20 protein-coding genes and 1 tRNA gene are annotated in these 21,282 nt (G+C 64.8%); 9 read left to right on the forward strand and 12 right to left on the reverse strand.

The window, feature by feature from the left end; genetic code table 11:
* Positions 1 to 75: 75 nt before the first annotated feature.
* From OXC99_04885 to OXC99_04905, 5 genes are all read right to left on the reverse strand, one after another.
* Entirely contained in the window at positions 76 to 804 is a 729-nt protein-coding gene (locus tag OXC99_04885) for a phospholipase D-like domain-containing protein (protein ID MCY4624324.1), read from the reverse strand.
* Between the two features lie 22 nt (positions 805 to 826).
* Positions 827 to 1,291, reverse strand: coding sequence for a VOC family protein (locus tag OXC99_04890; GenBank protein MCY4624325.1), 465 nt, complete (start codon positions 1,289 to 1,291; stop codon positions 827 to 829).
* Positions 1,292 to 1,397: 106 nt separating this feature from the next.
* The gene (gene nadA / locus OXC99_04895) at positions 1,398 to 2,621 is read right to left on the reverse strand and encodes a quinolinate synthase NadA (GenBank protein ID MCY4624326.1); all 1,224 of its coding nucleotides are present in this window, start codon (positions 2,619 to 2,621) and stop codon (positions 1,398 to 1,400) included.
* Positions 2,622 to 2,635: 14 nt separating this feature from the next.
* Complete coding sequence (gene miaB, locus OXC99_04900) at positions 2,636 to 4,012, reverse strand: tRNA (N6-isopentenyl adenosine(37)-C2)-methylthiotransferase MiaB (GenBank protein MCY4624327.1); 1,377 nt, start codon at positions 4,010 to 4,012, stop codon at positions 2,636 to 2,638.
* A 26-nt stretch (positions 4,013 to 4,038) separates the two neighbouring features.
* A tRNA-Ser gene (locus OXC99_04905) sits at positions 4,039 to 4,130 on the reverse strand.
* 158 nt (positions 4,131 to 4,288) lie between these two features.
* On the opposite strand from OXC99_04905, the gene OXC99_04910 reads away from it, so the two are divergent.
* A complete protein-coding gene (locus OXC99_04910) occupies positions 4,289 to 5,608 on the forward strand; it encodes an MFS transporter (GenBank protein ID MCY4624328.1) in 1,320 nt (439 codons plus the stop codon).
* Between the two features lie 18 nt (positions 5,609 to 5,626).
* Here the strand turns inward: OXC99_04910 and OXC99_04915 are convergent, their stop codons facing one another.
* Positions 5,627 to 6,367 (reverse strand): MoaD family protein, encoded by a 741-nt coding sequence (locus tag OXC99_04915; GenBank protein MCY4624329.1) that lies wholly within the window; start codon positions 6,365 to 6,367, stop codon positions 5,627 to 5,629.
* Positions 6,368 to 6,520: 153 nt separating this feature from the next.
* Positions 6,521 to 7,450 (reverse strand): carbohydrate kinase family protein, encoded by a 930-nt coding sequence (locus tag OXC99_04920; protein MCY4624330.1) that lies wholly within the window; start codon positions 7,448 to 7,450, stop codon positions 6,521 to 6,523.
* A gap of 156 nt (positions 7,451 to 7,606) precedes the next feature.
* Between OXC99_04920 and OXC99_04925 the strand changes: the two genes are divergently transcribed.
* Complete coding sequence (locus tag OXC99_04925; protein MCY4624331.1) at positions 7,607 to 7,879, forward strand: type II toxin-antitoxin system VapB family antitoxin; 273 nt, start codon at positions 7,607 to 7,609, stop codon at positions 7,877 to 7,879.
* On the forward strand, positions 7,876 to 8,262 hold the full coding sequence (locus tag OXC99_04930; GenBank protein MCY4624332.1) for a type II toxin-antitoxin system VapC family toxin: 387 nt from the start codon (positions 7,876 to 7,878) through the stop codon (positions 8,260 to 8,262). Before OXC99_04925 ends, OXC99_04930 begins: the two co-directional genes overlap by 4 nt.
* Before the next feature lie 80 nt (positions 8,263 to 8,342).
* Here the strand turns inward: OXC99_04930 and OXC99_04935 are convergent, their stop codons facing one another.
* Positions 8,343 to 9,296: a fumarylacetoacetate hydrolase family protein gene (locus OXC99_04935; protein MCY4624333.1), complete on the reverse strand. Its 954-nt coding sequence runs from the start codon at positions 9,294 to 9,296 to the stop codon at positions 8,343 to 8,345.
* Between the two features lie 84 nt (positions 9,297 to 9,380).
* Positions 9,381 to 10,352 (reverse strand): fumarylacetoacetate hydrolase family protein, encoded by a 972-nt coding sequence (locus OXC99_04940; protein ID MCY4624334.1) that lies wholly within the window; start codon positions 10,350 to 10,352, stop codon positions 9,381 to 9,383.
* A gap of 183 nt (positions 10,353 to 10,535) precedes the next feature.
* On the opposite strand from OXC99_04940, the gene ruvB reads away from it, so the two are divergent.
* The 4 genes from ruvB to OXC99_04960 all read left to right on the forward strand — a co-directional run bounded on the left by ruvB (position 10,536) and on the right by OXC99_04960 (position 13,816).
* Positions 10,536 to 11,588 (forward strand): Holliday junction branch migration DNA helicase RuvB, encoded by a 1,053-nt coding sequence (gene ruvB / locus OXC99_04945; protein ID MCY4624335.1) that lies wholly within the window; start codon positions 10,536 to 10,538, stop codon positions 11,586 to 11,588.
* Positions 11,585 to 12,094 carry a ribonuclease HI gene (gene rnhA / locus OXC99_04950; protein MCY4624336.1) on the forward strand — a complete coding sequence of 170 codons (510 nt, stop codon included), beginning with the start codon at positions 11,585 to 11,587 and terminating at the stop codon, positions 12,092 to 12,094. Before ruvB ends, rnhA begins: the two co-directional genes overlap by 4 nt.
* The gene (locus OXC99_04955) at positions 12,094 to 13,251 is read left to right on the forward strand and encodes a PQQ-dependent sugar dehydrogenase (GenBank protein MCY4624337.1); all 1,158 of its coding nucleotides are present in this window, start codon (positions 12,094 to 12,096) and stop codon (positions 13,249 to 13,251) included. The genes rnhA and OXC99_04955 overlap by 1 nt, the downstream gene beginning before the upstream one ends.
* A 316-nt stretch (positions 13,252 to 13,567) precedes the next feature.
* Positions 13,568 to 13,816: a hypothetical protein gene (locus OXC99_04960; protein ID MCY4624338.1), complete on the forward strand. Its 249-nt coding sequence runs from the start codon at positions 13,568 to 13,570 to the stop codon at positions 13,814 to 13,816.
* Positions 13,817 to 14,394: 578 nt separating this feature from the next.
* Here the strand turns inward: OXC99_04960 and OXC99_04965 are convergent.
* The 3 genes from OXC99_04965 to OXC99_04975 all read right to left on the reverse strand — a co-directional run bounded on the left by OXC99_04965 (position 14,395) and on the right by OXC99_04975 (position 18,483).
* Positions 14,395 to 16,200 carry an ABC transporter ATP-binding protein gene (locus OXC99_04965; GenBank protein ID MCY4624339.1) on the reverse strand — a complete coding sequence of 602 codons (1,806 nt, stop codon included), beginning with the start codon at positions 16,198 to 16,200 and terminating at the stop codon, positions 14,395 to 14,397.
* Positions 16,125 to 18,020 carry an ABC transporter ATP-binding protein gene (locus tag OXC99_04970; GenBank protein MCY4624340.1) on the reverse strand — a complete coding sequence of 632 codons (1,896 nt, stop codon included), beginning with the start codon at positions 18,018 to 18,020 and terminating at the stop codon, positions 16,125 to 16,127. The genes OXC99_04965 and OXC99_04970 overlap by 76 nt, the downstream gene beginning before the upstream one ends.
* 94 nt (positions 18,021 to 18,114) lie before the next feature.
* Positions 18,115 to 18,483 (reverse strand): PaREP1 family protein, encoded by a 369-nt coding sequence (locus OXC99_04975; protein ID MCY4624341.1) that lies wholly within the window; start codon positions 18,481 to 18,483, stop codon positions 18,115 to 18,117.
* Positions 18,484 to 18,655: 172 nt separating this feature from the next.
* On the opposite strand from OXC99_04975, the gene uvrB reads away from it, so the two are divergent.
* Positions 18,656 to 20,683: an excinuclease ABC subunit UvrB gene (gene uvrB, locus OXC99_04980; GenBank protein ID MCY4624342.1), complete on the forward strand. Its 2,028-nt coding sequence runs from the start codon at positions 18,656 to 18,658 to the stop codon at positions 20,681 to 20,683.
* 212 nt (positions 20,684 to 20,895) lie between these two features.
* Complete coding sequence (locus OXC99_04985; GenBank protein MCY4624343.1) at positions 20,896 to 21,204, forward strand: iron-sulfur cluster assembly protein; 309 nt, start codon at positions 20,896 to 20,898, stop codon at positions 21,202 to 21,204.
* The last annotated feature ends 78 nt before the right edge of the window (positions 21,205 to 21,282 follow it).

Raw genomic sequence — 21,282 nt, forward strand, 5'->3', positions numbered from 1 at the left:
GGCAATCCCGCTGCCAACGACGATGTAGTCATACTGTTGTGTAGTCATGGCGAACGCTCTTTGTCCGTGCAAATGCTAGGCGCTATGGTGGGCATAGCAAGAATCACACAAGGGCTTGGCCTTTGTGGTCTTGGCAGACGCGCCACACTTGTGACAGTAGTTCCCACTAAAGCGCCTTTGCCACAGGGCGGCGTGCTCCGCACAAAGCGCGAACCTTCGGTTAAAGACAATGTCCTCGTGACAGGAAATACAAAAGCCTTCCCGCACGGCCCCGCCCTGTCCATACGTCCAGCTACGCAACCCTGTGAATACCCTACCGAGAAAGGACGCGGCCTGTGCGGCTACCGGTTTGGACGCACGCTGCGGCCTCCTGGCCTCCTCGATTAGTCCTTGAACGTAGTTCCGTACCTGCAACTTGCTGGTGCTGTCGCCAAGAATGCAGGCCACTTCGCGGCCCTTGTCCATGGAAGACCGAATTAAGTTCATTGAAGTCAGAAGTACAGTTGAGTCGTTGTAGTAGATCTTTGCATGAAGACGGTTCAGTTCCCAAACCTTGATGTTGTTGTTCCGGAGCACACTTAGGCTGGCCTTGAAGTTGGGTTTTCGCCTCTGCTTACGGACAACAAATGTCACTTCGACGTTTCTCTGTCGAGCCCTTTGGATGGCAGTTTCGGCACGGGTACTCAGGTCAAGGTAAGGTGTGACGACAACCACTTCGCTACGAGCGTTCTCGAAGACATCAAGAATTGCTTCCGTCACATCTCCGTCAGTAAAGATTTGCATTTCCTGTTCCTCTTCCGCCACCACAACCTCCACTTACCCCCGTCTAGTCCAGCTCCACCACAAACGGCACCCGACCCCGAAGCTGCGGCTTCCCGTCCGGCCACTCTTCCTTCGGCAGCTCGTACACCACCTCGATTTCGTTCCCGTCCGGGTCGAGGAAGTAGATGCCGAAGCCCAGCCCGTGCTCGCCGTACCCCACGATCGGCACCTCGAGCTCCCGCAGCCGCCGGTGAAACCCCCGAAGGTCCTCCAGCGTCTCCACCTGCCACGCCATGTGGTACATCCCGACGCGGTTCGGCTGCGGCCCCGGCGCGTCCATCCCGATCTCCTGCGTCGCGAGGTCGTGCGTCGACACCTCGTCGTCCGTCGCGTAGAACACCATCCCCGGATACTTCGCCGTCACGTGGAACCCCATGACCTCCGTGTAGAACCGCTCTGAACGCTCCACGTCCCGCACCCGGATCACTAGGTGCGTCAGCCGCTTGATCTTCGCCTTGGTTGTCGTCACTGGCACCCTCCTCAGCCCTTAGTCGACAGATCGCTCTAATGACGAGGGGCGGTAGTCCCGCCCCTTCGAATCTTGTCCCTGACCGCGTGTCGAATGACCCGCGCACCTACACCAGCGTCAGCATCCGCTCCAGCGCCAGCTTCGAGTAGTGCGCCGTCTCCTCGTCGACGGTCACCCGGTTCGGCACCCGGCCAGCCAGCAGTTCGTCCGTCACCCACAGCAGGTACGCCGGGTGGATGCGGTACATCGTCGAGCACGGGCACACCACCGGGTCCAGGCAGAACACCGTCTTGTCCGGGTTCTCGTGCGCCAGCCGGCTCACGAGGTTGATCTCCGTCCCGACGCCCCACACGCTCCCCGGCGCCGCCTCGCCGATCGTCTTCACGATCAGCTCCGTCGACCCAACGTAGTCCGCCAGCTCGACGGTCTCCATCGGGCACTCCGGGTGCACCAGGATGTTGACGTCCGGGTACGCCGCCTTCGCCTTCGCCACCTGCAATGGCGTGAACCGAGTGTGTACCGAGCAGTGTCCCTTCCACAGGATCATCTTGCTCGCTTCCAGCGCCTCCGCTGTGTGTCCGCCCAGCGGCCGGAAGGGGTTCCAGACGAGCATGTCGTCCACCGGTATGCCCATCTTCAGCCCCGTGTTGCGCCCCAGGTGCTGGTCCGGCAGGAACAGCACCCGCTTCCCTTGCTGGAACGCCCACGCGACAACCTTGCCGGCGTTCGAGGACGTGCACACAGCCCCGTTGTTCCGCCCAACGAGCGCCTTGATCTCCGCCGTCGAGTTCATGTACGTCACCGGGATGACCGAGCCCTCGCCCAGCGTCTCCATCAGGTCGTCCCAGCAGTCCTCCACGTCGCCCGTCGGCGCCATGTCCGCCATCGAGCACCCCGCGTTGATGTTCGGCAGCACCACTCGCTGGTGCGCCCCGCCGAGCACCGCTGCCGTCTCCGCCATGAAGTGCACGCCGCAGAAGATGATGAAGTTCGACTCCTGCCGCTCGGCCGCAAACTGCGAGAGCTTCAGTGAGTCCCCCCGGAAGTCCGCGAACTGGATGATGTCCTCGCGCTGGTAGTGGTGCCCGAGGATCACCGTGCTGCTCCCCAGCGCCGCGCGGTTCGCGTCGATGCGCTCAGTCAGTTGCGCGGGCGTGAGGTTGACGTACTCGTCCGGCAGTCGCTGCCAGCGGACGCCCGCGTTCAGCTCCTCCGCCAGCGGCTTCGTCTCCAGCGGCTCGACCTGACAGAAGGCCGACTGCTCCAGCTCCGTCAGGGGCACACGAGGATTTCGCAGCTTACTGTCGGCAACCGGTAGTTCCAGGGCCATGTGCTTCCTCCCGCCTACACCGCTTCCGGCTCGCCCTGCAGCGACCACGGCGATGTCTTCGTAATGCGAACGCGGGCCAGCTTCCCGTGGAAGTCCCCCGCGTCCTCAAAGAACACCAGCTTGTCCGTGCGCGTTCGTCCGCGCCACTTGCCCTTGTCCCGGCCCTCCACGAGCACCTCGAGCGTCTCGCCCAGCAGCCGCTCGTTGATCTCTGTCGCCACCCGCTCCTGCAGCGCGTCGACAGCCTTGAGCCGACGGCGCTTCACCTCCTGCGGCACGTCGTCCGTCAGCGTGCGGTGCGCGATGGTCCCCTCCCGCGTCGAGTACTGCGCGACGTGCACCTTGTCGAAGCGCACCTGCTCCAGCAGCCGGTAGCTCGCCTCGAAGGCCTCCTCCGTCTCGCCGCAGAACCCGACGATGAGGTCCGTACTCAACGCCACGCCCGGCACCGTCGACCGGATGCGCTCGATCGTCGACAGGTACTCGTCCGCCGAGTACGTCCGCCGCATCGACGACAGCACCTCGTCGTCCCCCGCCTGCATGGGCAGGTTGATGTGCTCGCACACCTTGGGCAACCCTGCGACCGCCCGGATGATGCGGTCGCTCATGTACATCGGGTGCGACGTCAGGAAGCGGATGCGCTCCAGCCCGCACACGTCGTTCAGCGCGTACAGCAGGTCCGCCAGGTCGTCGTCGCCCGGCAGGTCGTGCCCGTACGCGTCCACCGTCTGCCCCAGCAGCGTGACCTCGCGGACGCCCCGCGCCGACAGCAGCTCCGCCTCGCGGACGACGTCCGGCAGCGTGCGGCTCACCTGCCGGCCGCGCCGGTACGGGATGATGCAGAAGCTGCAGAAGAGGTCGCAGCCCTGGATAATCGGGATATAGCTCGTCACGTCGGCGTGCGCGTCCGTCAGCGGCCCGATGCACCCCTCGTAGTCGACGCCCAGCCGCTCGCCCACCAGCTCCAGCAGCGGCGCGTACTGCTGCGGCTGCATGAACACGTCGACGTGCCCGAAGCGCGCTTCCAGCGAGTCCTTCTTCGGCCCGACCATGCACCCCATCAACGCCACGATGCGCTCCGGGTTTCGCCGCTTCAGAGACTTCGCCATGCCGAGCGCGCCCACCACCTTGTCCTCCGCGCTCTGCCGCACCACGCACGAGTTGAAGACGACGACGTCAGCGTTCTGCGCCGTGGGGGCGGGCCGAAGGCCAAGCTGCTCCAGCGCGCTCGCGAGCCGGTCGGAGTCGGCCTTGTTCATCTGGCAACCGATGGTCCAGATGTGATAGCTCGTGGGCGTCCCGTCTCCCGCGCCCGGCATCGGAGGCGCCACCGCCGCCGTTTCCGGCTGCTGGATACGGGTAGCCGTCCACTGTGCTTCTTGAATTGCCATCACGCTGCCTGAAGGAGAATCGTGGGTGGCGGAGGGACAGGGATTCGAACCCTGGAGGGGCGGTTAGGCCCCCAAGCGCTTAGCAGGCGCCCGCACTAGACCACTATGCGATCCCTCCACGTATTTAAAACCGTATATCTATCGTATCAACGGCCCCTCATACCTACAATACGGATTTCGCCGCCAATTTCGTATCTGCACTTGTGAAGGATTGCACAAACACCAGTTGTGCGGCGCCCCTGTGGTACACTTCCTGCATCCTGATTGGAGCGCCGCGTGGCTGACACCGTAGACGCCCCTTCCCGCCATCCCCGCATTTTCCACGGCTGGTATATCGTGGGGATCGCGGTCACGTCGTCCATGCTGCTCTCCGGTTTCCAGACCTACGCGTTCGGCTTCTTCTTCAAGCCCATGAGCGAGGAGCTTGAGATCGGCCGCGGCGCGACCTCCGCCGTCCTCCTCATCCGCGCCGTCATCATGGGCGCCCTCGCCCTCCCCATCGGCATGGCCGTCGATCGCTACGGCCCGAAGGCCCTCATGGCCCTCGGCATCATCATCGCCGGCATGTCGACCATCGGCATGGCGTGGGTCGGCAGCCTCCTCAGCTTCTACCTCGTCTTCGGCGTCCTCCGCTCCCTCGCCCTCGCCCTCGCCGGCGGCGAAGTCACCAGCACCGTCGTCGCCAAGTGGTTCGTCCGCCACCGAGCCCTCGCGCTCGCCATCACGAGCACCGGCATCCCCCTCGGCGGCATACTCATGGCCCCGCTTGCCGCCCTCCTCATCTCCCAGTTCGACTGGCGCAGCGCCTTCGTCATTTTCGGCGTCATCACCATCGTCGTGCTCCTTGTGCCGTCGTGGCTCGTGATGCGCCGAATGCCCGAGGACATCGGCCTGCGCCCCGACGGCGAGCTCCCACGGCCCCCGCCACCCGAGTCGGACGCCGCAGCTCAGCCCGCGGCAACGCCCAGGGCGAACCCCGTTGAGCGCGATTGGACCATGGCCGAGGCCGTCCGCACGCCCTCGCTCTGGCTGATAACCCTCAGCCTCAACCTCACCATCTTCATGACCACCAGCATCACCCTGCACCAGGTCCCCTACCTGACCGACAAGGGCTTTTCGGCGGGCCTTGCCGCCGCCGCCATCATCCTGCTGACAACCGTGGCGTTGCTGGTGAAATTCTTCTGGGGGTGGATGGCCGCGCGAATACCCATCCGCTACTGCATTGCTATGAGCCAGACCCTCGACGTCGCCGCGCTGATACTGCTGCTGACCGTGTCGACAACGTGGAGCGTGATCGCCTACGCCTTCGTCTTCGGCCTTGGCCGCAGCGAGGGCCTCTTCGGCTCCCACGCCTACGCGGTCTACTTTGGCCGCCGCTTCCTCGGCAGCACCAGGGGCATCGTCGCGCCGATACGCATCGCCGCCAGCGGGGGAGGCCCCCTCATCACCGGCATCTTCTTCGACGTCACCGGCGACTACAACACGATCATTCCCATCTTCATCGGGGTAACGGTGTTGGCAGTCGGCTGCTCGCTCCTCGCCAAGCCGCCCAAACTGTCGGCGGCAAAAGCGGCAGCCGAGGCCGGTGAGAGGTAATTCGACCCGAGGCCCGAGCTAGCTAGTAGTCGCTTCCGAGCCGGTCCAGTCAGCGGGCGGCGCTGCGGAACCAAGAGCAACCCACACGGAGCCGTCCTCGAAGTGTTCCTTCTTCCAGATGGGCACGATCTCCTTGAGCCGGTCCACCATGTACATCGTCGCCGCGAAGGCCTCCTCCCGGTGTGCCGCGCCAACTGCCACCACCAGGCTCGCCTCGCCCAGCTCCAGCCGCCCGATGCGGTGCGCCAGCGCCACGTCTGTGATGCCCCAGCGCTCCTCCACCTCGTCGAAGATCTGCTGCAGCGTCTTGTATGCCATCTCCGGGTACGCCTCGTAGTCCAGCCGCACCACGCTGCGCCCGCCCGTCTCGTCCCGCGTCACGCCCTGGAACGTGACGACGCCCCCGTTCGCCGTGTTCATCACCATCGCCGTGACCCTCTCGGCGTCCAGCGGCTCGTCCGTGATGAGGATGCGAGGGTTCGGGCTGGGGTAGTCGAGCCCGCCTGACACCGGCGGAATGAGCGCCACCTCGTCCCCGGCCCGCAGCGGCTCCGAGCGCTCCACGTAAGACTGGTTCACGGCAACCATCGTCGTCGCCAGCAGCGGGACGGTGACCGGATGCGACTCCGCGAGGCAATTCAGCGCGTCCTCGACCGTCGCCCCCGCAGGCAGCGTGACCTCGATGCAGTCACTCCCCACCCGCTCGCGGTACACCGCGAACAGCCGGAGCGTAACCGTCACACCATTGGTGGTCGCCATAGCCCGATTATACGCGCGAGGGCCGGAGTTACGTAACTCCGGCCCCTCGTATCCATTCGCCCTGATCCTGTCCTGAGGCTCTCGAAGCGCCTGTCGAAGGGGACTCCGTCCCTCGCCCGTTCACCCTGAGGGAAATCGAAGGGCGAACGCCCCCTACCCCGCCTTCACCCCAGCCAGCCGCTCATTGAACTCGTCCATCGTAAACCGGTACTCCTGCGTGCCCTGCACCTCGACGGCGAACGACGCGCACACACTGCCCATCAGCGCCGCCTCCGCCAGCGTCTTGCCCTCCACCATGCCCTTGACCAGCCCGCCGCGGTACGCGTCCCCCGCTCCCGTAGGGTCGAGCGCCTGCCGCGGCGTCACGACGGGAATCGGCGTGACCTCGCCGCCAACCCGCAGCTCGGACCCATGCTCGCCCTTGGTGACGATGACCGCCTTGGCCAGCCCCGCCAGAGCACTCTCGTCGAGGCCCGTCATGTTGGCGATCAGCCCAATCTCGTAATCGTTCGCGATGAGCACCGTCGCCCCGTCGATGCACTCCCGGAGCCCGTCGGCCGTCCACGCGGGCAGGGATTGGCCCGGGTCGAAGACATAGGGCACCCCGTTCTCTTTGTAGTACTGCGAGAAGTTGGCCATGTCCTCCAGGTTGCCGGGAGAGACCACGCCCAACGCGTTTGACATGTCGTAGAAGTCGAAGGAAAAGTCTGCGGAGTGGAGCATGGCGCCCATATGGAAGCCCGTGATCTGGTTGTCGCCTTGGTCCGTCATGATATAGGCGCTCGCCGTCCGCTCCGGGTCGATCACCCGGACTCCGCTCACCCCCACGCCGTTCTCCTCCATCCAGTCCAGGTAGACGCGGCAGTCCCGCCCCAGCGTCGCCAGCGTCAGCGGCTGCTCGCCCAGCAACACCAGACAGTACGAGATGTTTCCCGCGCACCCGCCCGGACGCTCGACCATGCTGTCCACGTTGAAGCTCACGTTGATGTTGTGGATCCGGTCCGGCAGGATATGGTCCGAGAACCGGCCGGGAAAGTTCATGATCCGGTCATAGGCTAGGGAACCAGACACAAAGATAGTCATGTGTGCTCCTGCACGTAGAATGGGGCTTCAAGGTATCCCGCTCGCAGTGAGGTGTCAACGACACGTTGGGGCTACAGAAGCGTATCCAACTTGCAAATACACCTGCACGAGCATATGGTAGAAGCAGCAGCAATTTTTCTACCCTGGGGGAGAATGATGGGCCTGAACATCAAGAACGAGGAGACCTGCCGCCTCGCCGGCGAGTTGGCCCGTCTCACCGGCGAGACCATGACCGCCGCCATCACCGTCGCCCTCCGTGAGCGCTTGGATCGGGTGGGGCGCCAACCGGCAAAAGGCGATTCTGAAGCTCGCTATCGTCGAATTATGGAAATTAGTCGCGAGTCCGCTGAGTTCTTTCACAACACCACTGGACCCGGTTCGACGGACATCGGCGACTGGCTCTACGATGAGAACGGGTTGCCAAAGTGATCGTTGACTCATCAGTCGTAGTAGCCATTCTATTGGGAGAGAATGAAGCCGATGGATTTGGGCGAAAGATCGCGAATGCTGCCGGTTGCAGTATTTCGGTGGTCAATTACGTTGAAGCTTCAATGGTTATGGAAGGGCGTGGTGGGAACGCAGGAGGGTACAGGCTAGACAATTTGCTACGAGAGATGCGCATTGAACTCGCCCCCGTCACGCTCGAGCAGGCCGAGTTGGCCCGCGACGCTTGGCGGCGGTTTGGCAGGGGCAACCACCCCGCCGCCCTGAATCTCGGCGACTGTTTCTCCTACGCACTCGCGAAAGACACCGGCGAGCCCCTGCTGTTCAAGGGCAACGACTTCACGCTTACGGACATCCCCGCCGCCTGACACGTGAGGAAACTTGGCGAGCCAAACTAGAGGGGGCGCTCCCATGGGAGCGCCCCCTTGGTCTTCCTTCGAAACAGCCCCTAACCGCCGCGCGGCTGGAACGGCCACGTCCCGTTGTTCGGCTGGCTCTTCAGCGCCTCGCGACGCTCCGCCATCTCGTGCGGCAGCCGCACCACGTGCGGGTCCCACGAGCGCTTGTACTCGTCCGACACACGCTGTCCCTGACGCCCAAGCTTCTCGATCTCGATCTCCGCGTAGTCCCCGTCCTGCAGCGGCCCGAGCCCGCTGTGGTTCGTCCCCGCGAGGATCACGTCCCCCGGCTTCAGCGACATCACGTGCGACAGCGCCGCGATCACGTACTTGATGCTGTGCTCCATGTCGCTCGTGTTGTAGTTCTGCCGCAGCTCTTCGTTGACCCAGTACTGGACCTGCAGGTTGTTCGGGTCCTCGATTTCGTCCGCGGTGGTGATGGCCGGCCCGATGGGCAGGAACGTGTCGAAGCTCTTGCCGTAGTCGCCCGGCAGCTGCGACTCCCCCTCCGCCGGCGCCCGCGCCGAGACGTCGACAGCCGTCATGTACCCGAAGACGTAGTCCAGCGCCTCGTCCTCCGAGACGTTGTGCGCCGTCTTGCCGATGACCACCGCCAGCTCCGCCTCGTGGTTGAAGATCACCGGGTTGTACGCCGGCAGTTCGACGGTGTCGCCGGGGCCGATGACCGCGTCCGGCGACTTGAAGAACGTCTTCAGCGGCCGCGGTGGGTCAATGGTCACGCCCTCCTTGTAGTTGGCGTTGCCCGCCAGCACCTTCCCCGGTCGTGGCACCGGCGCTCGCAGCCACGCCTTCTCCATCGGAATCGACTCGCCCTGCGCCAGCAGCTCTAGCGCCGGCCGCAGTTCGTCGAAGTTCGTGATGATGCGCTCCATGTAGCGCTGCGGTGACGATATCGACAGGTGCCCCACAGCCTCCGTGATGTCCACGACGCCGTCTTCCTTGACGATGCAGGGCTGGAAGTCGTTGTAGAACCCGATCTTCATGGCCTCTCTCCTCTTGCTGAATTGCCTGGCTTATCGTGCCCGCGCAGGCGCGGGCACAACGCTTGTCGTCCTCTGGTCGGTGACCTACGGGTTGTACGGCGCTTGGAACGGCCACGAGCCTGTGTTGGCCTGTCCCTTCTGCGCCTCGCGGTTTGCCGCGTTCAGCGCCGGGTCCCGCAGCGCGTCCGGGTCCCACGTCCGCTTCATCGAGTCCACGATGTTGTGGCCCTGCCGTCCGAGTCCCTCGATCTCGACCTCGCCGAAGTCGCCGTCCTGCAGCGGGCCCAGGTTCCCGTGGTTCGTCCCGCCCATGATCAGGTCGCCCGGCTTCAGCGTCATGACGTGCGACAGCGTCGCGATCATGTTGGCGATCCCCGCCTCCATGTCGCTGGTGTTGTAGTCCTGCCGCAGCTTGCCGTTGACGAAGTACTTGATCTGCAGATTGTTCGGGTCCGCCACCTCGTCCGCGGTGGTGATGGCCGGGCCCATGGGCAGGAACGTGTCGAAGCTCTTGTCGTAGTGCGACGGCGGTGTGCCGGGCACTTCCGCCTCGTCCGCCTCCGGCGCGCGCGCCGAAACGTCGACAGTCGTCGTGTACCCGAAGACGTAGTTCAACGCGTCATCCGGCGACACCCGCTTGGCCTCCCTGCCGATGACCACCCCCAGCTCCGCCTCGTGGTTGAAGATGACCGGCCGGAACGTCGGCAACACCACCGTGTCGCCGTTCCCGATGACCGCGTCGGGCGACTTGAAGAAGGTGCGCAGCGGCTTGGGCGGGTCGACGTCGACACCCTCCTTGAAGTTCCCCTCGCCGCAGAGGACCTTGCCCGGTCGCGGCAGCGGCGGGCGCAGCCGCACCTGCCCGAGCGGCGTCACCGCGCCCGAAGCTGCCGCCTGTTCCAGCGCAGGCCGAAGGCTGTCGAAGTCGCCGATGATCCGCTCCATGTACAGTTGTGGGTCACCCTCGTCGAGGTGTCCCACCTGTGCGGAGATGTCCACGACACCGTCGTCCTTGAGGATGCACGGCTTGAAGTCGTCGTAGAAACCAATCTTCATGGCTTCCCTTCCTTTCCGCCCGCCGGGCACAGGCGTACCGCTACGCTCGTGCGCCGTTTGGGCGGTGATAGGATATAGGGCAAGATTGCGCGGCTGTCAAGCATTGCGGGCATTTGGCGCGCACGTACCTTCCGTGACGCCTCCCTGCTAGAATGACTGCAACAGTCAGGCGCACAGGAGCCTATGGAAGAGCGGTTGGTTTCCAGCGCGGAGCAGATAGAGGACACGGGGCTGGACCGCACCCTGCGGCCCCGGCGCCTCGCGGACTACGTCGGTCAGGGCCGCGTCAAGGAGAACCTCACCATCGGCATCACCGCTGCCCGCCAGCGCGGCGAGGCCCTTGAACACGTCCTCCTCTACGGCCCGCCCGGCCTCGGCAAGACCACCCTCGCCCACATCATCGGCCATGAGATGGACGTCAACGTCCGCATCACCTCCGGCCCCGCCATCGAGCGCCCCGGCGACCTCGCCGCCGTCCTCACCGGCCTCCAGCCCAACGACATCCTCTTCATCGACGAGGTCCACCGCCTCAGCCGCGTCGTCGAGGAGGTCCTCTACCCCGCGATGGAAGAGTTCGCCATCGACATCGTCATCGGCAAGGGCCCCGGCGCACGCAGCCTCCGCCTCAACCTCAAGCCCTTCACCCTCATCGGCGCGACCACCCGGTACGCGATGGTCAGCGCCCCCCTGCGTGACCGTTTCGGCCTCGTCCACCGCCTCGAGTTCTACGAGACCGCAGACCTCCAGCAGATCATCTCCCGCTCCGCAAGCATCCTGCAGGTGGAAGCCGGCGACGACGGCCTCGCCGAGATCGCCCGCCGTTCCCGTGGCACCCCCCGCGTCGCCAACCGCCTCCTCCGCCGCGTTCGCGACTACGCCCAGGTCGCCGCCAACGGCGCCATCACCAAGGACGTCGCCCTCGATTGCCTCTCGCGCCTGGAGGTCGACAGCCTCGGCCTCGACATGGTCGACCACCAGGTCCTCCGCTCCATCGTCGAAAAATTCGGCGGCGGCCCCGTCGGCCTCGAGACCATCTCCGCCTCCATCAGCGAGGACGCCGACACCGTCATGGACGTCTACGAACCGTTCCTCCTCCAGCTCGGCTTCCTCGAGCGCACGCCCCGTGGCCGCGTCGCCACCCGCCTCGCCTACGAGCACCTCGGCCTCGAGTACACCCCCGGCAAGACGCCGCCCCCGTCGCCCCAACTCACCATGGACGGGATGGAAGCCCAGTGAACGACCTCCCGCGCGTCACCATCCACACCGACGGCTCCGCCATCGGCAACCCCGGCCCCGGCGGCTACGGTGTCGTTATGTCCTCAGGCGGCCACCGCAAGGAGCTCTCCGGCGGCTACCGCCGGACCACAAACAACCGAATGGAGATCCTCGCCTGCATCGTGGCGCTGGAAGCCCTCAAGCAACCCTGCCGCGTCACCCTTCACAGCGACTCCCGCTACGTGGTCGACGCCATGGCGAAAGGCTGGGCGCGCAAGTGGCAGGCCAACGGCTGGATGCGCAACAAGACCGAGCGAGCCCTCAACCCGGACCTCTGGGAGCGTCTCCTCGCCCTCGCCGCCGCGCACGACGTCGATTTCCGCTGGGTGCGCGGCCACGCGGGCGTCGTCGAGAACGAGCGCGCCGACCGCCTCGCCGTCGCCGCCGCCCAGAGCTCAAACCTGCCCCCGGACGAACCCTATGAGACGGCTGCCAGCCGAGCGCCGGGCGTGAGGGCAAGCCGCTGATGCCCAATTTGCACTTCATTCGCGGGCCACGGGCAGCTGTTTCCTTTACCGTCCTGCTCACTATTGCCGTGCTCGTCGCCGCCTGCGGCGACGAGGGCACCGCCACCGAAGGCTCCACCGTCCCCTCCAGCGGCTACGCCGTCGAGACCGTAGTGCAGGGCCTGCGTGTCCCCTGGGACATCGCCTTCGCCCCCGACGGTCGCATGTTCGTCACAGAGCGCCCCGGCCGCATCCGCGTCGTGCAGGACGGCGCCCTCGCCGAGGATCCCTTCGCCGAGCTCGACGTCTGGGCGCAGAGCGAGGCCGGTCTCATGGGCATCGCCCTGCACCCCGACTTCGCAGACAACGGCCACCTCTACGTCTGCTACACCTACATCGACGACCAGCGCGGCCCCACCAACCGCATCGCCCGGCTCACCGACGCCAACGGCGCGGGCACGGACCACACTGTCGTCTTCGACGGCATCCCCGGCGCCCGCAATCACAACGGCTGCCGCATCCGCTTCGGCCCCGACGCCAAGCTCTACGTCACCATGGGCGACGCCCAGAGCGCAGACACCGCGCAGGACCCCGCGTCGCCGTCCGGCAAGGTTCTCCGCCTCAACGCCGACGGCTCCATCCCCGACGACAACCCCATCGCCGGCAACCCGCTCTTCACCCTCGGCCATCGCAACCCGCAGGGCATCGACTGGCACCCGGACACCGCCGAGCCCTTCATCACGGAGCACGGCGCCTCGGACAATGACGAGATCAACCTGCTCGTGGCCGGCGCAAACTACGGCTGGCCGGAGGTGCGCGGCGAGTCCGACAACACGGCCTTTGAGGAGCCTCTGACCACCTACACGCCCACCGTGGCCCTCGCGGGCGCGGCGTTCTACACCGGCGGGCCGCTGCCGCTCCACTGGACCAACAGCTTCTTCTTCACCACCCTGAAGGAGCAGCACATCCGCCGCCTCACCTTCGCCGAGAGCCTCGATGGCAGGTGGGCAGTCGTCGGCGACGAGAAGCTGCTTGAGGACGAGTTCGGCCGCCTCCGAGCCATCGCGCAAGGCCCCGACGGCTACCTCTACTTCACTACCAGCAACCGCGACGGCCGCGGCAGCCCCGCCCGCTTCGATGACAAAGTCCTCCGCATCGTCCCTGCAAGAGAGGACTGAAGCCTCCCCAAGCCAGCAAAAAGCAACGATTGCCATCTAGAAATCCGAACTCAAGAATAGGGGATTCCCATGCTCTGTGCCTCAATTGGCGTGGACCCTTAGGTCAACCCAAACCAGTCGCTCCCTAGGTGCAAAAGGTCGGCACGCAGGGTTGCTGGCAAACAGAACTACAGCCCAAATACCCCAGAAGGGACAGATTGACATAGACACGGGGGTTGTGCAATGTTGAAGTTACTTGTAAAGTCCCGGAACGTATTGTCTCATTTGGTAGGGTGGGAATTGGCGTTCCCATCCTGGCTACACATGGAGGATGGCCATGGCAACGGCACTAAAGAAAGAGCTAGAATTCTACCTTGCCCACCAATCAGAAATGGTTCAGAAGTACAATGGCAGGGTCATTGTAATTAAGGACTGTGCGGTTCTTGGTGAATACGACAGCTACCTGACCGCCGACTTAGAAACGCAGAAGTATCACCAAGAAGGCACCTACTTGCTGCAAAGAGTGAGTGAAGGCGAAAAGGACTACACCACTGTCCTACACACCCCAGGAGTGGTGCGCGTATAGCTAGTCCAAGACCTCCGTTCAGTTTTGTCACCGTCAATAACGGTCTAGTAGACCGCTTGACCAATGAATGCTTTGTATCGAAGGCTTGGGACGCAAGTGCTGCGGGAACCCAGCCTGAGACATTCCCCTTTCGCGCATTGTGGGACACAGGCGCTACCCGAAGTATGATCTCACAAAAGGTAGTTGATGCCTGCGGGCTACAGCAAAAGGGGACCGGTACTATTGTCCAAGTCATTGGCGAGGCTGAGGACGTTCCACGATACCTCATTTCTCTCTACTTGCCCAACAAGGTGGTAGTACCTGAGCTCCTAGTGTCTCTCGGTAAATTCAGAGACTTCGATGTGCTTGTTGGAATGGACATAATCGGACGTGGCGATTTCGCTGTCACCAACTCTGAAGGGCAGACCAAGTTCACATTTCGCATACCTTCTCAAGGAGGCATCGACTTCGTGGCTGAGTCAAGAAAAGCCAATATACCAAGCTTGCGTTCAAGCCCCTCACAACAGACCCGCGAACGAAACCGACGCAAGCGCAAAAAGTAATAGGCCCGGATACGGCAACCTGCCGCCCAACTTTCCCTACCCAGCCTCCTGCGCGCCAACGCCCGCCGCGAAGTACGCGTTGTACAGGTTCGCGTACGCCCCGCCCGCCGACATCAGCGAGTCGTGCGTCCCCTGCTCCAGCACCTGCCCATGCCCGAGCACCACGATGCGGTCCGCGTTGCGGATCGTGCTCAGCCGGTGCGCGATGACGAAGGACGTGCGGTCCTTGAACACCTCCGTCAGCGCCTGCTGTATCAGGCTCTCGCTGTAGCTGTCGATGTTCGCCGTCGCCTCGTCCAGCACCAGGATCCGCGGGTCCGCCAGCAGCGCCCGCGCGAAGCTGATGAGTTGCCGCTGCCCTACGCTCAAACTCTGCCCTCGCTCCGACACCGGCGTGTCGTACCCTTCCGGCAGCTTCATGATGAACTCGTGCGCCCCGACAGCCCGCGCCGCCTCTTCCACCGTCTCCAGCGGCGCCTCCGCGTGGTTGTAGGCGATGTTGTCGCGGATGCTGCCGGAGAAGAGGAACGGCTCCTGCAGCACCATCGCCGTCTGCCGCGCCAGCGAGTCCTGCGTCACGTCGCGCAGGTCGTACCCGTCGATCGTGATCCGCCCGTCAGAGACGTCGTAGAAGCGGTTGAGCAGCGCCGCCAGCGTCGTCTTTCCCGCGCCCGTCTCGCCCACCAGCGCCACCGTCTCGCCCGCCTTGATGTCCAAGCTCACGCCCCGCACCACCTCGACGTCCGGCACGTAGTGGAACCGCACGTCGTCCAGCGAAACGTCGCCCCGCACCGGCGGCAGATCGACGGCGTCCGGCTTGTCCTCCACCTCCACCGGCGTGTCCAGCAGCGCGAAGATGCGCACACCGGAGGTCATCGCCCGCTGGAACTGCGTGTACTGCATCGTCAGGTTCCGAATGGGGTCGAAGAACCGCTGCACGTACAGCGCGAAGGCCACGATGACGCTGACCTCCATCGTCCCGTTGATCGCCATGCTCCCGCCGAACACCACCACCAGCCCGATGGCCACCGCCGTCAGGATCTCCACCGTCGGCATCAGCGCCGCCGAGAGCCTGCTCGCGTGGAGGTTCGCGTCCAGGTGGCCGTTGTTCACCTGGTCGAACCGGCGCATGTTGGTCTCTTCCCGGTTCAACGCCTGCACCACGCGCACGCCGGAAATGTTCTCCTGCAAATTCGCGTTCACGATGGCGATCGCCTGCCGCACCCGCATGAACGTCCCCCACGCGATCCGCTGCCACGCCACCATGATGCCGATGAGCACCGGCACCACCGTCAGCGTGATGAGCGCAAGCTGCACGTCCAGCAGGAACATCGCAAGGATGATGCCGAACAGGCTCAGCATGTCCGCCAGGCTGCTGATGACCAGGTTCAGGAACTCCTGGAGCTGGTTCACGTCGTTCTGCCCGCGTGACATGATGCGCCCCACCTCGTTCTTGTCGTAGAACGAGGTCGACAGCCGCTGCAGGTGCGCGAAGATGCGCGATCGCAGCGTGTACAGCACGCCCTGGCTCACGCGCGCCAGCGTCGTCTGGTACATGTAGTTCGCCACGAACCGCACGCAGATGTTGGCGACGAAGAGCCCCATGACCGCCGCCAGCGCGCCCACGTCGCCCCGGCTCGGCGCGTCCACCAGCTCGTCGATGCTCAACTTGATGATCCACGGCTGCACCACGATGGTCGCCGTGGTGACCAGCATCGTCAGCAGGCTCAGGATGGCCAGCCCCTTGTGCGGCATGATGTAGGTGATCAGCCGAGAGACCACGCGGTGGTTATAGAACGCCCCCAGCTCGCTTTCGTCGTCCAGCGCGCCCTCGCGCCCCATGCCGCGCCAGCCGCCGCCCCCGCCGAACCCGTGGCCGTGCCAGCCCATCGTGGCCGCACGCCCTTCCCGCTCTCGGCGGCGAGCTGGTCGATGGTCGGCTCCGCCGGCAGCAGCTGCAGCTCATACAGCTTGCGGTACAGCCCGTCCCGAGCCACGAGTTCGTCGTGCCGCCCCTGCTCCGCGATGCGGCCCTCGTCCAGCACGATGATGGCGTCGGCGCTCCGGACGGTGCTCAGCCGGTGCGCGATGACGAACGTCGTCCGGCCTCGCATCACCTCCGTCAACGCCGTGCGCAGCAGGTGCTCTGTGCTCGCGTCCACGCTGGACGTCGAGTCGTCGAGCACCAGCACCGGCGGGGCCAGCAGCACCGTCCGCGCGATGGCCAGCCGCTGTCGTTGTCCGCCGCTCAACGTGATGCCCCGCTCGCCGATCCACGTCTCGTACCCCTCCGGCTGCGAGACGATGAAGTCGTGCAGTTGCGCGATCTTCGCCGCCCGCTCGACCTCCTCGCGCGTCGTGCCGGGACGCCCGTACGCGATGTTGTCCGCCATGGTCGCCGAGAACAGGAACACGTCCTGCATCGCGATGCCGATGTTGCGCCGCAGCGACTCCAGCGTGAAGTCGCGCGTATCCATCCCGTCGATGGTGATGCGCCCGTCGGACACGTCGTAGAAGCGCGGCAGCAGGTGCACGACCGTCGTCTTCCCGCTCCCCGGCATGCCCAGCAGCGCCACCACCTGCCCCGGCTCGGCCTCCAGCGAGACGTGGTCGAGCACCGGCTCCTTGGCGTATGCAAAGGACACGTCCTCAAACCGCACGTGCCCGCGCACCCGCTCCACCGGCGCCGCGCCCTCTTTGTCCGCCACTGGCGAGGGCGAGTCCAGCACCTCGAAGATGCGCTGCCCGGCGGACACGGCCCGTGAGAAGTTGTTGAGGATCATGCCGGACATGCGCACGGGCCCTTGGATGAGGCCCAGGTAGAAGATGAACTGCGTCAGCTCGCCCGGCGTCAGCCTCCCGTTCACGATCTCCATGCCGCCGAACCATAGGATGGCCGCAGTCGCTGCCCCAAACATGATCTGGATAAACGACGAGTTGAATACCTGCTTCCGGTTGGCATTCAGGTGGGACTCGGCAAGGTCCGTGATGACCACGTCGAACTTCTGCTTCTCGTGCTCCTGCGCCCCGAACGCCCGCACGACTCGCGCCCCGGCCAGATTCTCCTGCATCACCGTCGTCATCTTGCCCGTGACCCGCAGGATGTACGTCCACACCTGCCGCAGCGAGAGGCTCACCGCCGCCGACCGGTACGCCACAATGGGCACGAACAGCAGCCCCACAAGCGCCAGCCGCCAGTTCAGGAAGAAGAGCAGTCCCGCCGCGCCGAACACCAGGATGAAGATGTTGAGCGCCCGCAGCAGCCCGCCCTGCACGAAGTTGCGTATCGCCTCCACGTCCGCCGTCGCCCGCGACATCTGGTCGCCCGTCTGCTGCCCGTCGTGGTAGCTGAAGCTCAGCCGCTGCAGCTTGTTGAAGATCGAGTTCCGCAGGTCATACGCGACAAGCTGCCCGGTCCACTCGGAGAGGTACGTCTGCCCGTACGCGAAGACGCCGCGCCCCGCGCTGACCAGGAGGATGAGCAGCGCAAGCTGCACCACCTCGGAGAAGTTGCCCCCGCGCAGCACCTCGTCGACGGTGTCGCCCAGAAGCCGGGGCACGACAAGCGCAAACCCGCTGCTGGCGATGAGCGCCGCGTAGGCCGAAGTCATGTGCCGCGGTCGCCGCCACGCCAGCCCCAGAATGCGCAGCATTATCCTCATGCACCGCATTCTACGCCCGCGCGAGGAGGGATGCCAGCGTTATGTAGCCAAATATAGCCGAGAGTATGGCCGGAATGTCGGGAACCCGGGGCCGTTACTTGTCTGAAAGCAGGCCTTCCACCTTCTCCACAAACCGGACCACGCCTGTGATGTTCTCCCGTACGGCTGTCGCGCTCATGAACTCCTCATAGAAGTTGGCATGCAACTCGCTCGCAGTGTTGAACAGGAAGCGCAATTCCAGATCATTGGTCTCACCTACTGCTAGGTCTATGGCCTTGTACAGGTCGTTGTGGTTCCGGTGCCGCCACCCTCGCTCCTCCGCCACGGCCTTGAGTATTTGGCTCGCCGCCGCCCACCCCTTTTCCGATGCTTGCAACAAGTCACCCCGCTCCAGTTCTTCCTCGGACTGGGCAAGGTAGCGGCGGCTCCGCTTGATGTATGCGTTGTTTCCCGTCGTAGTCATGTTTACCGCCAGTCGGACTTGCCGGTGAATACGTGCGCAATTGACTCGCTGAATCACGGTCTAGTTTACCGGATTGAGCGGAAGATTCGCCACCAATGGAACGTCTGTTTCCGCCCTTGGGCGCAAGCCTCCCTTCCTGTAGAATGGTGGCACCACAAGGAAGAGGCGAGCAGTGCCGGACTTCAAGGTTGTTTCCGACTTCGTGCCCACCGGCGATCAGCCGCAGGCCATCGACGCCCTCGCCGAGGGCATCCAGCGCGGCGATCGCCACCAGACCCTCATGGGCGTCACCGGCAGCGGCAAGACCTTCACCATGGCCAAGGTCGCAGAGCAGGTGCAGCGCCCCACCCTCGTCATCGCCCACAACAAGACCCTCGCCGCCCAGCTAGCTACCGAGTTCCGCGAGTTCCTCCCCGACAACGCCGTCGAGTATTTCGTCTCCTACTACGACTACTACCAGCCCGAGGCCTACATCCCCCGCACGGACACCTACATCGAGAAGGACGCCTCCGTCAACGATGAGATTGACCGCCTCCGTCACGCCGCCACCCGCGCCCTCCTCACCCGCCGCGACGTGCTCATCGTCGCCTCCGTCTCCTGCATCTACGGCCTCGGCGACCCCGAGGAGTACTACAGCTTCGTCGCCACCGTGCAGCGCGGCGAGCGCCGCAGCCTCCGCCTCCTCGTGCAGGGCCTCATCTCCATGCAGTACGACCGCAACGACATGGACCTCGCCCGTGGCCGCTTCCGCGTCCGCGGCGACACCCTCGACATCTTCCCCGCCTACGAGGAGCTCGCCCTCCGCATCTCCTTCTTCGGCGACGAGGTCGAGCGCATCCTCGAGGTTGACCCCCTCACCGGCGAGGTCCTCGCCGAGCGTGACGTCGTCGAGATCTACCCCGCCAAGCACTTCGTCACCAGCGAGGAGAAGCTGGAAGCCGCCATCCGCAGCATCAACGAGGAATTGGGCGAGCACCTCCAATGGCTCCGGCGGCAGGAGCGCGTCTTGGAGGCCGCGCGGCTGGAGCAGCGCACCCGCTATGACATGGAGATGCTCCAGCAGGTCGGCTACTGCTCCGGCATCGAGAACTACGCCCGTCACCTCAGCGGCCGCGAGATCGGCAGCACCCCCTGGACCCTCCTCGATTACTTCCCGGAGGACTACCTCCTCTTCATCGACGAGTCACACATGAGCGTCCCCCAGGTCCGCGGCATGTACCACGGCGACATCGCCCGCAAGAAGACCCTCGTCGAGTACGGCTTCCGCCTGCCCTCCGCCCTCGATAATCGTCCGCTGGACTTCTCGGAGTTCACCGAGCGCACCAACCAGGTCGTCTTCGTCTCCGCGACGCCCGGCCCCTACGAGCGAGGTCTCGTTCCCCGCGCCGTCGAGCAAGTCATCCGGCCCACCGGCCTCCTTGACCCCACCATCGAGGTCAAGCCCACCAACGGCCAGGTCGACGACCTCCTTGAACAGGTGCGTAAACGCGTCGAGATGGGTCACCGCTGCCTCGTGACCACCCTCACCAAGCGCATGGCCGAGGAGCTCGCCGACTACCTCCTTGAGATGGGCGTCCGCGTCCACTACCTCCACTCGGACATCGAGACGCTGGAGCGCAGCGAGATCCTCCGCGACCTCCGCCTCGGCGTCTACGACGTCGTCGTAGGCATCAACCTCCTCCGCGAGGGCCTCGACCTCCCGGAAGTCAGCCTCGTCGCCATCCTCGACGCCGACAAGGAGGGCTACTTGCGGTCGAGCTCCTCCCTCATCCAGACCATCGGCCGCGCTGCCCGCCACGAGGACGGCCACGTCATCATGTACGCCGACAGAGTCACCGACTCCATGCGCTTCGCCATCGACGAGACCTACCGCCGCCGGGGCCTGCAGGAAGCGCACAACACGGAGCACGGCATCATCCCCACGGGAATCAAGAAGGAAGTCCGCGACATCACGGAGCGCGTGAAGCAGATCGCTGACAGCCGGGCCGAGTACACCCCCGGCAGCCGCACCGCCCCCGCGGCGGGACAGGACCTCTCCCGCGACGAAATCGCCCGTCTCGTCCGCGAGTACGAGCGCCAGATGAAGGAAGCCTCCAAGCGCCTGGAGTTCGAGAAAGCCGCCATGCTCCGCGACCAGGTCATAGACCTCCGCCGCATCATGGCCCTCCAGGAAGACCCGCTCCTGCCCTTGGGCAGATAACCTCCTCCGCCTTCACCTCGTCATACCGGCGCATGCCGGTATCCAGAAATCCTGCCGCCAACGGCATCCCCTATTCCCCGGCCCCTGCCACTGTTCCCCCGTTCCCCTGCCCCCACCGCCGCAAACCCTAACTTGACCAACCCCATCATCAATTGACACGGCCAACCGCCGTTACCTAGAATGACTGTGACTGCAGAGAATGGAGTGAAGCAATGCGAAGCGCAACACAGCAGATGGTCATTGAGGCCCTCCGTGAGGTCTACGACCCGGAGATCCCCGTCAACGTCTACGACCTTGGCCTCATCTACGGCATAGAGATAGACCCGGAGAACAACGTCGGCGTCACCATGACGCTCACCGCCCCCGGCTGCTCCATGGGCCCCGCCATCGCCCAGAACGCCGAGTGGCGCATCGCCGAGATCGACGGCGTCGGCGAGGTCTCGGTCGAGATGGTCTTCGACCCCCCGTGGTCGCCGGAACTCATCACCGAGGAAGGCAAGAAGCTGCTCGGCATCGACTAGCCCGGAGCGGCCCCCCGTTCGTCCTGAGGCAAATCGAAGGGCGGGCCGCTTCTAGGTTCGCAACCGGCAAGCCAGGAG

It is taken from the genome of Chloroflexota bacterium (assembly GCA_026713825.1).
GTDB lineage: Bacteria > Chloroflexota > Dehalococcoidia > Lucifugimonadales > UBA1127 > UBA1127.

Bases quoted from the DNA above. Each gene is read 5' to 3' on its own strand.
- nadA (MCY4624326.1), bottom strand. From the start codon at position 2,621: ATGGCCCTGGAACTACCGGTTGCCGACAGTAAGCTGCGAAATCCTCGT.
- miaB (MCY4624327.1), bottom strand. From the start codon at position 4,012: ATGGCAATTCAAGAAGCACAGTGGACGGCTACCCGTATCCAGCAGCCG.
- OXC99_04915 (MCY4624329.1), bottom strand. From the start codon at position 6,367: ATGGCGACCACCAATGGTGTGACGGTTACGCTCCGGCTGTTCGCGGTG.
- OXC99_04920 (MCY4624330.1), bottom strand. From the start codon at position 7,450: ATGACTATCTTTGTGTCTGGTTCCCTAGCCTATGACCGGATCATGAAC.
- OXC99_04925 (MCY4624331.1), top strand. From the start codon at position 7,607: ATGGGCCTGAACATCAAGAACGAGGAGACCTGCCGCCTCGCCGGCGAG.
- OXC99_04935 (MCY4624333.1), bottom strand. From the start codon at position 9,296: ATGAAGATCGGGTTCTACAACGACTTCCAGCCCTGCATCGTCAAGGAA.
- OXC99_04940 (MCY4624334.1), bottom strand. From the start codon at position 10,352: ATGAAGATTGGTTTCTACGACGACTTCAAGCCGTGCATCCTCAAGGAC.
- ruvB (MCY4624335.1), top strand. From the start codon at position 10,536: ATGGAAGAGCGGTTGGTTTCCAGCGCGGAGCAGATAGAGGACACGGGG.
- OXC99_04955 (MCY4624337.1), top strand. From the start codon at position 12,094: ATGCCCAATTTGCACTTCATTCGCGGGCCACGGGCAGCTGTTTCCTTT.
- OXC99_04960 (MCY4624338.1), top strand. From the start codon at position 13,568: ATGGCAACGGCACTAAAGAAAGAGCTAGAATTCTACCTTGCCCACCAA.
- OXC99_04965 (MCY4624339.1), bottom strand. From the start codon at position 16,200: ATGGGGCGCGAGGGCGCGCTGGACGACGAAAGCGAGCTGGGGGCGTTC.
- OXC99_04970 (MCY4624340.1), bottom strand. From the start codon at position 18,020: ATGAGGATAATGCTGCGCATTCTGGGGCTGGCGTGGCGGCGACCGCGG.
- OXC99_04975 (MCY4624341.1), bottom strand. From the start codon at position 18,483: ATGACTACGACGGGAAACAACGCATACATCAAGCGGAGCCGCCGCTAC.
- OXC99_04985 (MCY4624343.1), top strand. From the start codon at position 20,896: ATGCGAAGCGCAACACAGCAGATGGTCATTGAGGCCCTCCGTGAGGTC.